Genomic DNA, 13,507 nt, shown 5'->3' on the forward strand with positions numbered 1-13,507 from the left:
GGACGTAAAGCGAAGCAGTCCGGACACCCTGCCCCGGAGGTCCGTCACCGCACCCGACACCCACCCGCCCGCCGCAGGCGCAACGGCGGGGAACCCCACAAACATCACCCGAGCTCATGCCCCGCGTAGCGGAGCCGCAACGGCGGGGGACCCCACAAGCGTCACCCGAGCCCATGCCCCGCGCAGCGGAGCCGCAACGGAGGGGAACCACCACGGCGGGACAGCCAAAAACGTGGGAGGTCACCCAACGGCTACGCGTCAAGCGTGACCGTGAACGAGAAGCGGTCGCCGCGGTAGTGGATGCGGGCGACATCGACCGTGCGGCCGTCCTCGTCGTAGGTGACACCCGTGTAGTGCAGGATCGGGCTGAGCAGCGGTACCTGGAGGAGCTTGGCGGTCTCCGGGTCGGCCAGCCGCGCCTCGACGGTGTCGGTGATTTGGCTGATCCGTACGCCCACCGCGTCCCGCAGCACCTTCGTCATCGGCCAGCGCAGCAGATCCGCCGGATCGATCGCCGCGGCGACCTCGGGGTGTACGTAGTTGCACGCGTGGTTGGTCGGCTCGCCGGTCTTGTCGTCGCTGCGCAGCCGGCGGAAGCCGGCCACCTCCGCCAGATCCGGGAAGTAGCCGGAGAGTGCGGGCGGGACCGCGGTGGGGCCGTGCTCCAGCAGCTCGGTGCTCATCCCGGACTGCTGGGCCACGATCGCGTCCACGGAGCCCAGCAGCCGCACCGGCGCACCGCGCTGGGCGCTCGGCTCGATGAAGGTGCCACGGCGCCGGTGCCGGCTGATCAGGCCCTCCGTCTCCAGCTCCTTGAGGGCCTGGCGCATGGTCAGCACGCTCACGCCGTAGTGCGCGGCGAGCGCGTCCTCGGTGGGCAGCCGCAGCGGCGCCTCCGGGGAGCGGCCCAGTATGGAGGCGCGCAACGACTGCGAGACCTGATACCAGAGCGGCAGTTTGCGGTTCAGGGCGAGCGAGTCGGGAGCGAAGGTGGTCACGAGACGTTCCCCGGTGTCACGGGCGGAAGTGGCGCTGGAGACCCTGCCATACGTCGTCGTAGCCGCGCTGCAGATGGCCGGCATCCCGGGCCTGTTCGGTGAGGGTCAGCGGCCAGCGGGTCTCGAACATGAAGGCCAGCCCGTCGTCGATCTTCTGTGGCCGCAGCTCGGCGGCGCTCGCCCGGTCGAAGGTCTCCCGGTCGGGCCCGTGCGCCGACATCATGTTGTGCAGCGAGCCGCCGCCGGGCACGAAGCCCTCCGCCTTGGCGTCGTAGGCCCCTTCGATCAGGCCCATGTACTCGGTCATCACATTGCGGTGGAAGTACGGCGGCCGGAAGGTGTCCTCGCCGACCAGCCAGCGCGGCGCGAAGACCACGAAGTCCACGCCCGCCAGCCCCGGGGTGTCGGAGGGGGAGGTGAGCACGGTGAAGATGGACGGATCGGGGTGGTCGTAGCTGATCGAGCCGATGACATTGAAGCGGTGCAGGTCGTAGACGTACGGGACATGGTTGCCGTGCCAGGCGACGACATCCAGGGGTGAGTGGTCGTAGGTGGCGGTCCAGAAGTTGCCGCAGAACTTGTTGACGACCTCGACGGGGCCCTCGACGTCCTCGTGGGCGGCGACCGGGGCGCGGAAGTCCCGGGGGTTGGCCAGGCCGTTGGCGCCGATCGGGCCGAGGTCGGGGAGCTGGAAGGGCCGGCCGTAGTTCTCGCAGACATAGCCGCGGGCGGTGGCGTCCAGCAGCTCGACGCGGAAGCGGACGCCGCGCGGGATCAGCGCCACCTCGCCCGGTCCGGCGTGCAGCAGGCCGAGTTCGGTGCGCAGCAGCAGCCCGCCCTGCTCGGGCACGATCAGCAGCTCGCCGTCCGCGTTGCCGAACACCCGCCGGTCCATGGAGGTGTTGGCGTAGTAGAGGTGGACGGCCATGCCGGTGCGCTGGGTGGCGTCGCCGTTGCCGCCGAGGGTCCACAGGCCGTCCAGGAAGTCGGTCGGGCCGGCGGGCTCGGGCAGCGGGTTCCAGCGCAGCCGGTTGGGGTCGGGGGCGCAGTCGGTGAACGGCGCCGAGCGGACCGCGTGCTGCTCGGCGCGGACGAACGGCGGATGGGCGGCCGACGGGCGGATGCGGTAGAGCCAGGAGCGCAGGTTGTGGCTGCGCGGTTCGGTGAACGCCGACCCGCTGAGCTGCTCGGCATACAGGCCGAGGGGTGCGCGCTGCGGCGAGTTGCGGCCCGTCGGCAGTGCGCCCGGGACGGCCTCCGAGCTGTGCTCGTTGCCGAAGCCGGTGAGGTACGCCAGCCCCTCCGCCGTCTTCCTCGCCTGCTCGTTGCCCGTGCCTGCCATCGCGTGCTCCCGCCGCTCAAGGAATCCTATGCAAGACATTAGGATTGCCGTGGGGAGGCGTCAACGGAGCGTCCCGGCCGCGTCGGCCGGATCGCTGCGATCGCGCACCGCCCGCACCGGCGGCGGGCAGGATGGTCGGGTGCAGCAGCCGACCCCCCGCCCCGCCCGGCCACCCGCCTCCCTCCGCCGTGCGCCCGTCCAGCAGCGCAGCGCCCAGCGGCTGGCCAGAATCCTCGACGCCTGCGCCGAAGTGCTGGAGGAGACCGGGTACGAGGATCTGAGCACCCGGGCCGTGGCCGGCCGTGCCGGGGTCCCGATCGGCTCCGTCTACCGCTTCTTCCCCAACAAGCGCGCCATGGCCGAGGCCCTCGCCCGCCGCAATCTCGACGCCTACGCGGATCGCATCACCGCCCGGCTGACCGCCCCGGCGCACACACCGCTCCAGTGGCGCCACGCGATGGATGTGGTGGTCGACGAATACCTCGCCATGAAGCGGACGATGCCGGGCTTCGCCCTGGTGGAGTTCACCGTCCCCGCCCCGAGCGCCGCCCGGCCGGCCAATTACGAGGTCGCCGACCGGCTGCTGGGGCTGTTCGCCGGCCCGCTCGGGCTGGACGCCGCCGATGAGCGGCTGCGCACCGCCTTCCTCGTGGGCGTCGAGACGGCCGATGCGCTGCTGCAGCTCGCCTTCCGTACGGACCCGGCCGGCGACCCGGCCCTGGTCACGGAGGCCAAGCTGCTGCTGCGGGCCTATCTGGCGCGCTATCTGGACGGGGCGGACGCCAAGGAGGGGTGAGCGCCGGGCGGCCGCTGGACCCGCTCTCGGGTACCGCGGTGCTCGACGGACTGCCGGTGATGCTCACGCCCGTCCGATGAGATCCCTTTTGACCTGGGGTTTTGCTCGTATTGCTCGCGCGTCAAGGTCTTGTTAACAAAACTTTGCGGGACCTAACGTCGCCTGAACCGCCACCCCCGGCAGATGTTCAAGGGCGAACGTGAGGTAACCGCTAATGCTGACAATCCTCGGATTTGTCATGATCGCCGCCTTCCTGGCGCTGATCATGATGAAGAAGATGTCACCGATGGCAGCGCTTGTGCTGATCCCGGCGCTGTTCTGCGTCCTGGTCGGACAGGGCGCGCACTTGGGCGACTATGTCCTCAAGGGCATCGGTGACCTGGCCCCCACTGCCGCGATGCTGATGTTCGCCATCATCTACTTCGGGGTGATGATCGACGTCGGTCTCTTCGACCCGATCGTCCGCGGCATCCTCAAGTTCTGCAAGGCCGACCCGGTGCGGGTGGTGGTCGGCACGGCCCTGCTCGCCGCGATCGTCTCGCTCGACGGCGACGGCTCCACCACCTTCATGATCACCGTCTCGGCGCTCTACCCGCTCTACAAGCGGCTGAAGATGAGCCTCGTGGTGATGACCGGTGTCGCCGCCACCGCCAACGGCGTGATGAACACCCTCCCGTGGGGCGGCCCGACCGCCCGTGCCGCCACCGCGCTCAAGCTCGACGCCGGCGACATCTTCGTCCCGATGATCCCCGCCCTGGCCGTCGGCCTGGTCGCCGTCTTCGCCCTCGCGTACGTCCTCGGCCGGCGCGAGCGCAAGCGCCTCGGCGTACTGACCCTCGGCGACACCCGGCCGGTGACCGAGGCGGCGGACGAGAAGGAGACCGAGCTGGTCCTGGTCGGCGCGGGCGGCAAGGGGGACACTCCCGAGGGTGCACAGCGCACCACCGGCGGCGCGGGCACCGGCTCCGGCGCCGACCGTGACGTGGCCACCGGCTCCGGCGACCACGCCGACGACGACGGCCTCCAGGTCCTGGACCCGCAGCGCGCCACCCTGCGCCCCAAGCTCTACTGGTTCAACGCCGCGCTCACCCTCGCGCTGCTCACCCTGCTGATCCTGCAGACGCTGCCGATCCCGGTGCTCTTCCTGCTCGGCGCCGCCCTGGCGCTCACCGTCAACTTCCCGCATATGAAGGACCAGAAGGCCCGCATCGCCGCGCACGCCGAGAACGTGCTGAACGTCTCCGGCATGGTCTTCGCCGCCGCCGTCTTCACCGGCGTGCTCACCGGCACCGGCATGGTCGAGCACATGGCCCGCTGGCTGGTCAGCGGCGTCCCCGACGCGCTCGGCCCGCACATGGGCATCGTCACCGGAGTCCTCAGCATCCCGCTGACCTACTTCATGTCCAACGACGGCTTCTACTTCGGCATCGTGCCGATCCTCGCCGAGGCCGGTGCCGCCCACGGCGTCGCTCCCATCGAGATCGCCCGCGCCTCCCTCGTCGGCCAGGCCCTGCACATGTCCAGCCCGCTCGTCCCCGCCGTCTACGTCCTCGTCGGGATGGCCAAGGTCGAGTTCGGTGACCACACCAAGTTCACCGTCAAATGGGCCGCGCTGACCTCCCTGGTGGTGCTCGGCGCCGGACTGCTCTTCGGCATCATCTAGATGACCGGCACCCCTCCCCGGAGGCCCGGCAGGAGCTGGCTGCTGCGTCTGGTCCTCACCTTCTCCTTCGCACAAGGAGCGGTGAGCATGGCCAGGCCGGCCGTCTCCTACCGGGCCCTCGCCCTGGGCGCCGACGAACGCGCCATCGGCGTGATCACCGCCGGCTACGCCCTGCTGCCGCTGCTCGTCGCCGTGCCGCTCGGCCGCCGCACCGACCACGGCCGCTGTGCCCCGCTGCTGGTGGTCGGGGTGGCGCTGATCAGCGGCGGCTGCGCGCTCAGCGGCCTGGCCGGCGCACTGCCCGCGATGGCCGCCTGGAGCGGGGTGATGGGCCTGGGGCATCTCTGCTTCGTCATCGGCGCCCAGTCGATCGTCGCCCGCCGCAGCGCCCCCGAGGACCGCGACCGCAACTTCGGCCACTTCACCATCGGCGCCTCGCTCGGCCAGCTCATCGGCCCGGTCGCCGCCGGGCTCGTCATCTCCGAGCACGACGGCCGGATGGCCCCGACGAGCGCCACCGCCCTGCTGGTCTCCGGCGCCGTCGCCGCCGTCGCCTACGCCTCGCTCTGGCGCCTCGAACAGCGCGCCCGCGCCGCCCCGTCCGGCGCCCCCGCCCCGGCGGCCGGACCGCCGGTCCCGGTCCGCGCCATCCTGCGGACCCGGGGCGTACCGACCGGCATCCTCATGAGTCTGGCCGTGCTCTCGGCGACCGACATCCTCACCGCCTACCTCCCCGTCATCGGCGAGGACCGCGCCATCGCCCCCACCACCATCGGCCTGCTGCTCAGCCTGCGGGCCGCAGCCACCATCGCCTGCCGGCTGGTGATGACGCCGATGATCCGGTGGCTGGGGCGCACCGCGCTGATGGCCGCCAGCTGCGCGCTGGCCGGTGTGCTGTGCGGCGGTCTGGTGCTGCCGGTGCCGGTGTGGGCGCTGGCCGCGATGCTGCTCGCGCTCGGCTTCTGTCTCGGCGTCGGCCAGCCGCTGTCGATGACGACGGTCGTGCAGGCCGCCCCCGAACGCGCCCGCAGTACGGCGCTGGCGCTCCGCCTCACCGGCAACCGCCTCGGCCAGGTCGCCGCCCCGGCCGGCGCCGGGCTGCTCGCCGGGGTCGCGGGCACCGCCGCGCCCTTCGTCCTGCTCGGCGTGCTGCTGCTGGCCTCCGCCGCGATGGCCGCCCGTACGGGCCCGGACCGGGGCGGCGGCACCGCACCCAGCGCGGGCGGGGTGCGCTCGCGGCCGGCGGACGAGGCCGGGCCGGGGCGGGTGGGCAACGGCACCGGCGGCCCGCAAGCCCGCCCGAAGGGACCGTAAGCAGACCGGAAGGGAACCGTAAGCGCAGCTCGGCAGGGTGGTGTGCACAGCGGGTCCGGCATCGGGCCGGGCCCGCACCGCAGGCGAGGAGCACACCATGAGCAACCCGAACGACCCCCGCACCCCGGTGACCGTGCTCGGCCTCGGCGCCATGGGGAGCGCGCTGGCCGGCGCCTTCGTCCGGGCCGGGCACCCCACGACGGTCTGGAACCGCACCGCGGGCAAGGCCGATGCGCTGGTGGCGCGCGGCGCGGTCCGCGCGGACACGGTGGCCGAGGCGGTGGCGGCCGGTCCGCTGGTGATCGTGTGCGTACTGGACTACGCCGCGGCCCGCGAGATCCTGGAGCCGGCCGGTCCCCGGCTGTCCGGCCGGGTCCTGGTCAACCTGACCTCCGACACCCCGGAGCGTGCGCGGTCCGCCGCCGTCTGGGCCGCCGGGCACGGCATCGACTACCTCGACGGTTCGGTCATGGTGCCGACGCCGGACATCGGGCAGCCCGGCGCGACCCTTCTGTACAGCGGCTCACGGCAGGCCTTCGAGACGTACGAGGAGACGCTGAAGGTGCTGGGCGGCCGGGCGGCGTACCTCGGCGACGACCACGGCACGGCGGCGGTGTACGACCTCTCCCTGCTCGGCTTCTTCTTCTCCGCGATGGCGGGCCTGGTGCACGCCTTCGCGCTGTCCGGCGCCGAGGGCATAGCGGCCAAGGAGTTCGTCCCGTTCACGGAGGCGATCGCCGGCATCCTGCCGCCCATCGCCGCGGGCATGGCACAGGACCTGGACCGCGGGGTCTTCTCGGGCGACCAGGACAACATCGTCATGGAGGCCGCGGGCATCGCCCACGTCATCGAGGCGTCCGTGGACCGCGGCATCAACACCGAGGTGCTCGACGCCGTCCAGGGCCTCGCCGACCGGACCATCGCCGCGGGCCACGGCAAGACGGGATTCATCAGCGTCATCGAGGAGATGCGCAAGCCGTCCGCCAAGGGGTGAGGGCGGGGCCGGCCCCTGGCCAGGAGTGGTGGGCGAACCCCTGCCACTCCTGGCCCACCTGGCGGCCCCTGGCGCGCCAGGGGCCGCCAGGTGCGTGTCTGCGGGGGCGGGAAGCCGGGGAGCAGCCCGGATCCGACCGGGCTGCTCCACCGGTCACCTCAGCCGTCGTCGGTGGCGCGGCGGCGGTTCTTCAGTCGCGAGCCGAAGCCGAAGGCGACGGCGGCCGCGGCCAGAGCTCCTACGGCCGGCAGCATCAGGTCCCTGGTGTCCCGGCCGGTGGTCGCGGTGGCACCCGTCGCCGTACCGCGGGTCTCGGCTTTCGCCGGAGTCGGCCTTCCCGCGGCGGAGTTCGCCTCAGGCGTGGTGCCTGAGGCCGCCGTCCCCTTGGAGTTCGCGCCCGAGGAGCCGGATGTGGCCGAGGATCCGGACCTGCCCGAGGCACCGGACGCGCCCGAGGCACCGGACGTGCCCGAGTCGGCCGCCGTCCCCTTCTTCGTGATCTTGAACGACGCCACGGCTTTCTCGTGCCCGCCGGCCGGCGTGCACCGCACGTGGAAATCGCTCTTGCCGTCAGCCGTCTTCGCGACGACGTGCACGGCGATGTCGCTGACGGTGATCCGCCCCGTGCCCGGCCGGCTGAAGCGGAGAGGGGGCGCGGTGCCGGCTGCCTTGATAGCAACGGCGCCGGATGTCGGAATCCTGGTCTTGGCGATGGGGAGGGGCACAATGACGTGCTTGTCGACCCGCGGAGCGGCCACGCCGATCTTCGCGTCCACGGTGCCTTCAACGCTCTTCACACCGAACCTGCTGATGATCGGTGTGAGGTCCGCGCCCACCGTCGTCTCCGCATTGATGGCGAATTTGTGGCTGTTCTCGCCGACCGCGACGGAATCCGGGATATCCGCGCCGATCTTCGCCGTGAAGGTCTGGTTGCCCAACGGCGTATCCGTGCAGGTGAATTTCAGCGTGCTCGAAACCGGTTGTGCTGCCGCGGTTCCGGCTCCGGAGACTCCCACGACTCCGACGGCGGCACCTAATGCCGTTCCCGCCGCAAGGGTGATCCTCACCCCTGGCCTTTCCCTCCTGCGCCTGGCATTCATCTGCCACCCCCGTTAGTTGTTCCACTGAGTTGTCCATCGGTATGTGACTGTCGGGTATCCCCGGAACTGCGGGGCACTCCCGCAATCAAGACGCCGTTCCGGTCGCGGACGGTTCCGCGTCCGCCATGTCCGGCGAACTCGATCGGTGAGAGGAGTGGTGCCCCTGGAAGACCTCGGGCAGGTGGGTTTGGAGCCGAGCGTGGCGGAATTGGTAGACCGCGCCGGCCCGGCGCAACACACCTCGCTGGTGAGCGTCGTCCAGAAAAGCGATCACTGCCCAGGGCAGCCGACCTGTCAGTGGCAACCATATACGTGACAGAGCCACCCACTGGCCCCAATGGTGAAACTCGGACCATATCCGAGCCCGCCCCGAACGCCGCCTCAATCCCGAACACCGGCCCGGCCAGGAGCCCGCGGACAGGTCCGGACGCGAATCCGATGTCAGGCCCGGACGTGAGTGCGAAATCGAGGCCGGCCGGAAAGCCGATCACGGGGCATTCACACGGGCATCCACACGGGCATATGGAAGATCACGTTCTTCTTGCGGTTGGTGCTCAACAGGCCAGAGGCGCTGACGACGGATTTGATGTCGAGGGGACCTTCAAGTCAGGTCATGATTCCGAGCGCGAGCCCGGCCCCGAGCCTTACTTCCTTCCAGAGGGAACAGGATCGCGCCCATGAGCCCGCCACTGAGGCCGTCGTCGAGCAGGAGGCATGCTTCCAGGCGCTCGCCGACCGCGTGCGCGTGCGGGCCGAGCCCGGCACCCGGCGGGGCTGGCGCACCGGCGACACCGGCCGGCCGTCCTGCGGGCACTGGCTGCCGCTGGCCTCTGAACCCCTTGGAGGCGGTCATCTAGGCTCGTGGCGACCGTCACCCCATTGGGGGGCGGGATCCCTGGCGGCGCAAAACTACCGGCGCTAGTTTAGGGGCGATGACGACCGGCCGGCGCGGGAGGACCACGACGTGAAGCAGCACGACGCGATGTACATCGGCGGAAGCTGGCGGCCCGCCGAGGGCGGCGGGACGATCGAGGTCGTAAACCCGGCCGACGAACGGGTGATCGCGGCCGTCCCGGCCGGCTCCGTACGGGACGTGGACGCCGCCGTGCGGGCCGCCCGCGCCGCCCTGCCGGGCTGGGCCGCCACCCCGCCCGAGGAGCGGGCGGACCGGCTGGCCGCGCTGCGCGACCAACTCGCCGCCCGTGCCGAGGAGGTGGCCGCGACCGTCACCGCCGAGCTGGGCTCGCCGCTCGCTTTCAGCACGGCGGTGCACGCCGGGGTGCCGGTCGCGGTCTGTGGCTCGTACGCCGAACTGGCCCGTACGTACTCCTTCGAGGAGACCATCGGCACCTCCACCGTGCTGCACGAACCGGTCGGTGTGGTCGGCGCGATCACGCCGTGGAACTACCCGCTCCACCAGATCGTCGCCAAGGTCGCCCCGGCGCTCGCGGCCGGCTGCACGGTGGTGCTCAAGCCCGCCGAGGACACCCCGCTGGTCGCCCAGCTGTTCGCCGAGTGTGTCGATGCGGCCGGGATACCCGCGGGGGTCTTCAACCTCGTCACCGGCCTCGGCCCGGTCGCCGGGCAGACGCTCGCCGAGCACGACGGGGTCGATCTGGTCTCCTTCACCGGCTCGACGGCCGTCGGCAGGCGTATCGGTGCCCTCGCGGGCGCCGCGGTCAAGGGAGTGGCGCTGGAGCTGGGCGGCAAGTCCGCCAATGTCATCCTGCCCGGCGCCGACCTGCCCAAGGCGGTCGCGGTCGGCGTCGCCAACGTCATGGCCAACTCCGGCCAGACCTGTAGCGCCTGGACCCGGATGCTGGTCCACCGGGACCACTACGCCGAGGCGGTGGAGCTGGCGACGGCGGCCGCCGCGAAGTACGTACCCGGCGAGCGGGTCGGCCCGCTGGTCAACGCGGCGCAGCGGGACCGGGTCCGCGGCTATGTCGCGCAGGGCATCGCCCAGGGCGCACGGGTCGTGGCGGGCGGCCCGGAGGCGCCCGTCCCCGGGACGGGCTACTACGTCGCACCGACCGTCTTCGCGGACGTCACTCCGGAGATGACCATCGCCCAGGAGGAGATCTTCGGTCCGGTCCTGTCGATCCTGAAGTACGAGGACGAGGACGACGCCGCCCGGATCGCCAACGGCACCATCTACGGCCTGGCCGGTGCGGTCTGGGCGGGCGACGAGGCCACGGCGGTCGCCTTCGCCCGCCGCCTGCACACCGGGCAGGTCGACATCAACGGCGGCCGCTTCAACCCCCTCGCCCCGTTCGGCGGTTACAAGCAGTCCGGCGTCGGCCGGGAGCTGGGCCCGCACGGTCTGACCGAATATCTGCAGACCAAGTCGCTGCAGCTCTGATGTGGCTGCGGGGCGGGGGCCGCAACCGTCCCCCGCCCCGCCGCCAGGCCCGCCTTTCCGCCCGCCGCCCTGCGCACCGAGGAGTCCTTGTGGTCCGCGCCGCCGTACTGCCCGCCGTCAACGCCCCTCTGGAGATCACCGGGATCGACCTGCCCGAACCCGGCCCCGGCCAGGTCCGTATCCGGCTCGCCGCCGCCGGCGTCTGCCACTCCGATCTCTCCCTCTCCAACGGCACCCTGCGCCAGCCCGTCCCGGCCGTCCTCGGGCACGAGGGCGCGGGCACCGTCACTGCGGTCGGCCCTGACGTGACCACGGTGGCCCCCGGCGACCAGGTCGTCCTCAACTGGGCACCGTCCTGCGACGACTGCCACTTCTGCGGACTGGCCGAGCCCTGGCTCTGCGCCCACTCCGGCCTCGCCGCGAACGCCCCGTACGCCCAGCGCGCCGACGACGCCACCGAGCTCTACCCCGGCCTGGGCACCGCCGTGTTCGCCGAGGAGACCGTCGTCTCCGCGCGGGCCGCGCTGCCGCTGCCGGCCGGGGTGCCGCTCGCCGATGCCGCGCTGCTCGGCTGTGCGGTGCTCACCGGCTGGGGCGCCGTGCACCACAGTGCCCAGGTGCGCGCGGGGGAGTCGGTCGTGGTCTTCGGCGTGGGCGGGGTGGGCCTGGCCACGCTGCAAGCCGCGCGGATCGCGGGCGCCGGACCGATCGTGGCCGTGGACGTCTCGCCGGAGAAGGAGGCGCTGGCCCGCGCGGCGGGGGCCACCGAGTTCGTGGTGGCGGGTGATGACACTGCCAAGCGCATCCGCAAGCTCACCGGCGGCCTGGGCGCCGATGTCGCCGTGGAGTGTGTGGGCCGCGCCGAAACCATCCGTACGGCCTGGTCGGCGACCCGGCGCGGCGGCCGTACGACGGTCGTCGGCATCGGCGGCCAGGACCAGCAGGTGTCCTTCTCCGCCCTGGAACTCTTCTACTTCGGCCGGACCCTCTCCGGCTGCGTCTACGGCAACACCGACCCCGCCCGCGACCTCCCGCTCATCGCCGGACACATCCGCTCCGGCGCGCTCGACCTCTCCACCCTGGTCACCGACCGGATCGGCCTCGACGACATCCCGGCGGCCTTCGACACCATGCTGGCGGGCAAGGGAGGACGGGCGCTGGTGGTGTTCTAGTCGGCAGGTCCCTCGTTCCTTGAGGCGTCCTCCGTCCAACTGCACTGCTGGCGTTGCCCGTTGATCGAGGAGAGTGAAGATACCTGACCCCCGCCCCTGCCGTGCCTCTTCAGGGACACCCCCTCGGCCGCCCCTCTCGATACCTCGGCGGGGGCGCATGGCTGCCCGGCCTCAGGAGGCTCGTGGCGGTTCACGGCACGTGAGTTCTCGGCGCGCCCCCGGTCCCGCATTCAGGGAGTGCCGAAAACTCGTGCTGCGTGGTCCGTTGACGCCGTACCGGCCGGTCGGTACGGTCGGCCGACGTTACGGCGCCGCCCCCCTCCCCTCCCGCGCCCCTCGGAGTGTGCACGCATGGACACGGCCCCCTCCGCGCCACACGGCAACACCGGTACCCCGCCCTCCACCCGCAGCCGCCGCAGGGTCGCCACCGCCGCGGCGCTCGCCTCCGCCGTCGAGTGGTACGACTACTTCGTCTTCGGCATCGCCGCCGCGCTCGTCCTCGGCCCCGCCTTCTTCCCCTCGGGCAGCGAGGCCGCCGGTGTGCTCGCCTCCTTCGCGACCTTCGCGGTGGGTTTTCTGGCCCGTCCCGTGGGCGGGGTGATCGCCGGTCAGCTCGGGGACCGGCACGGCCGTAAGCCCATGCTGGTGCTCGCGCTGACCGTCATGGGGCTGGCCACCACCGCCATCGGCCTGCTCCCGTCCTACGACACCATCGGGCTGGCCGCGCCGGTCCTGCTGGTCGTCCTGCGGCTGCTGCAGGGCATCGCGGTCGGTGCCCAGTGGGGTGGCGCGATGCTGATGGCCACCGAATACGCCCCCGAGGGCAAACGCGGGCTCTACGGCTCGCTGGTGCAACTCGGTGTCCCCCTCGGCGTGATGACCGCCAACTCCGTCTTCCTGCTGGCCGGCGCGCTCACCGACGAGCGGTCCTTCAGCACCTGGGGCTGGCGGCTGCCGTTCCTCGTCGGCGTCCTGGTGCTCCTGCTCGCCCGCTATATCCACACCCATGTCGAGGAGACCCCCGAATTCCGGGCCGCGGAAGAGAAGCTGGCGACGGCCGAGCAGACCGCCGCGGCCCGCCGTTCACCGCTGCGCGAGATCCTGCGGCACCATCTCGGCACGGTCCTGCTGGCCGGCGGCTCGTTCGCGGTCAACACCGCCACCTTCTACATCCTCATCACCGGCGTCCTGGACTACGCCACCCGCGAGCTGGAGATGCGGCGCACCTCCGTACTGGCCGTCTCACTGCTGGTCAGCCTCACCCAACTCGCCCTGATTCCGGCCGCCGCGGCGCTGTCCGACCGGATCGGCCGGCTGCGGGTCTATGCCGCGGGCGCCGTCGGGCTGCTGCTCTGGGCGGTGCCGATGTTCCTGCTCATCGATACCGCGTCGCTGGTGTGGCTGGGCGTCGGCACCTTCGTCGGCAGCTGCTTCCTCAGCATCATGTACGGCCCGCAGGCGGCGCTGTTCGCCGAGCTGTTCACCGCCGAGATGCGCTACACGGGCGCCTCGCTCGGCTACCAGATCAGCGCCATCCTGGGCGGCGGACTCGCGCCCTTCGTGATGGTGCTGCTGCTGGAGGCGAGCGGCACCTCGATGGCGGTGTCCGGCTACCTCATGGCGCTGTCCGTCATCGCGCTGGTGTCCATCTGGCGGCTGACCCGCCGCGCCGCGACGCGTCCCGGGGCGGACGGTGGGGCCGAGCCGGGGGCGACGCACGTTCCGGGGTGAGGTACGCCCCGGGGCGTCCGCGGCTTCCCGGCGGC

At 71.9% G+C, this 13,507-nt stretch carries 10 protein-coding genes and 1 pseudogene; 7 read left to right on the top strand and 4 right to left on the bottom strand.

Going from position 1 to position 13,507, the window contains the following annotated elements; translation table 11 throughout:
• Positions 1 to 251: 251 nt before the first annotated feature.
• Both AB0C46_RS32240 and hmgA read right to left on the bottom strand, forming a co-directional pair.
• Complete coding sequence (locus AB0C46_RS32240) at positions 252 to 998, bottom strand: GntR family transcriptional regulator (protein ID WP_362832187.1); 747 nt, start codon at positions 996 to 998, stop codon at positions 252 to 254.
• A 16-nt stretch (positions 999 to 1,014) separates the two neighbouring features.
• Positions 1,015 to 2,340 carry a homogentisate 1,2-dioxygenase gene (gene hmgA, locus AB0C46_RS32245; RefSeq protein WP_362832188.1) on the bottom strand — a complete coding sequence of 442 codons (1,326 nt, stop codon included), beginning with the start codon at positions 2,338 to 2,340 and terminating at the stop codon, positions 1,015 to 1,017.
• A 139-nt stretch (positions 2,341 to 2,479) separates the two neighbouring features.
• On the opposite strand from hmgA, the gene AB0C46_RS32250 reads away from it, so the two are divergent.
• The 4 genes from AB0C46_RS32250 to AB0C46_RS32265 all read left to right on the top strand — a co-directional run bounded on the left by AB0C46_RS32250 (position 2,480) and on the right by AB0C46_RS32265 (position 7,107).
• Positions 2,480 to 3,136 (top strand): TetR/AcrR family transcriptional regulator, encoded by a 657-nt coding sequence (locus tag AB0C46_RS32250; protein WP_362832189.1) that lies wholly within the window; start codon positions 2,480 to 2,482, stop codon positions 3,134 to 3,136.
• A gap of 214 nt (positions 3,137 to 3,350) precedes the next feature.
• Positions 3,351 to 4,799: a citrate:proton symporter gene (locus AB0C46_RS32255; RefSeq protein ID WP_362832190.1), complete on the top strand. Its 1,449-nt coding sequence runs from the start codon at positions 3,351 to 3,353 to the stop codon at positions 4,797 to 4,799.
• Positions 4,800 to 6,113, top strand: a complete 1,314-nt coding sequence (locus AB0C46_RS32260) for an MFS transporter (protein WP_362832191.1) — start codon at positions 4,800 to 4,802, stop codon at positions 6,111 to 6,113.
• Between the two features lie 97 nt (positions 6,114 to 6,210).
• Positions 6,211 to 7,107 (top strand): NAD(P)-binding domain-containing protein, encoded by an 897-nt coding sequence (locus tag AB0C46_RS32265; RefSeq protein WP_362832192.1) that lies wholly within the window; start codon positions 6,211 to 6,213, stop codon positions 7,105 to 7,107.
• Between the two features lie 158 nt (positions 7,108 to 7,265).
• Here AB0C46_RS32265 and AB0C46_RS32270 read toward each other — a convergent pair whose 3' ends face one another.
• Positions 7,266 to 8,174, bottom strand: coding sequence for a DUF6801 domain-containing protein (locus AB0C46_RS32270; RefSeq protein WP_362832194.1), 909 nt, complete (start codon positions 8,172 to 8,174; stop codon positions 7,266 to 7,268).
• Positions 8,175 to 8,292: 118 nt separating this feature from the next.
• Positions 8,293 to 8,544: pseudogene (locus tag AB0C46_RS32275) on the bottom strand (hypothetical protein); the annotation flags it as partial.
• A 627-nt stretch (positions 8,545 to 9,171) separates the two neighbouring features.
• On the opposite strand from AB0C46_RS32275, the gene AB0C46_RS32280 reads away from it, so the two are divergent.
• The 3 genes from AB0C46_RS32280 to AB0C46_RS32290 all read left to right on the top strand — a co-directional run bounded on the left by AB0C46_RS32280 (position 9,172) and on the right by AB0C46_RS32290 (position 13,472).
• Positions 9,172 to 10,569: an aldehyde dehydrogenase family protein gene (locus AB0C46_RS32280; RefSeq protein WP_362832196.1), complete on the top strand. Its 1,398-nt coding sequence runs from the start codon at positions 9,172 to 9,174 to the stop codon at positions 10,567 to 10,569.
• An 89-nt stretch (positions 10,570 to 10,658) separates the two neighbouring features.
• Positions 10,659 to 11,741 (top strand): zinc-binding dehydrogenase, encoded by a 1,083-nt coding sequence (locus tag AB0C46_RS32285; protein WP_362832197.1) that lies wholly within the window; start codon positions 10,659 to 10,661, stop codon positions 11,739 to 11,741.
• 351 nt (positions 11,742 to 12,092) lie between these two features.
• Positions 12,093 to 13,472, top strand: coding sequence for an MFS transporter (locus AB0C46_RS32290; protein WP_362832198.1), 1,380 nt, complete (start codon positions 12,093 to 12,095; stop codon positions 13,470 to 13,472).
• Positions 13,473 to 13,507: the final 35 nt, after the last annotated feature.

It is taken from the genome of Streptomyces sp. NPDC048637, assembly GCF_040650675.1.
Classification (GTDB): Bacteria; Actinomycetota; Actinomycetes; order Streptomycetales; family Streptomycetaceae; genus Streptomyces.

Excerpts from the sequence above, each read along its gene's own strand:
- hmgA (WP_362832188.1), bottom strand. The coding sequence starts at position 2,340 with ATGGCAGGCACGGGCAACGAGCAGGCGAGGAAGACGGCGGAGGGGCTG.
- AB0C46_RS32290 (WP_362832198.1), top strand. The coding sequence starts at position 12,093 with ATGGACACGGCCCCCTCCGCGCCACACGGCAACACCGGTACCCCGCCC.
- AB0C46_RS32265 (WP_362832192.1), top strand. The coding sequence starts at position 6,211 with ATGAGCAACCCGAACGACCCCCGCACCCCGGTGACCGTGCTCGGCCTC.
- AB0C46_RS32260 (WP_362832191.1), top strand. The coding sequence starts at position 4,800 with ATGACCGGCACCCCTCCCCGGAGGCCCGGCAGGAGCTGGCTGCTGCGT.
- AB0C46_RS32255 (WP_362832190.1), top strand. The coding sequence starts at position 3,351 with ATGCTGACAATCCTCGGATTTGTCATGATCGCCGCCTTCCTGGCGCTG.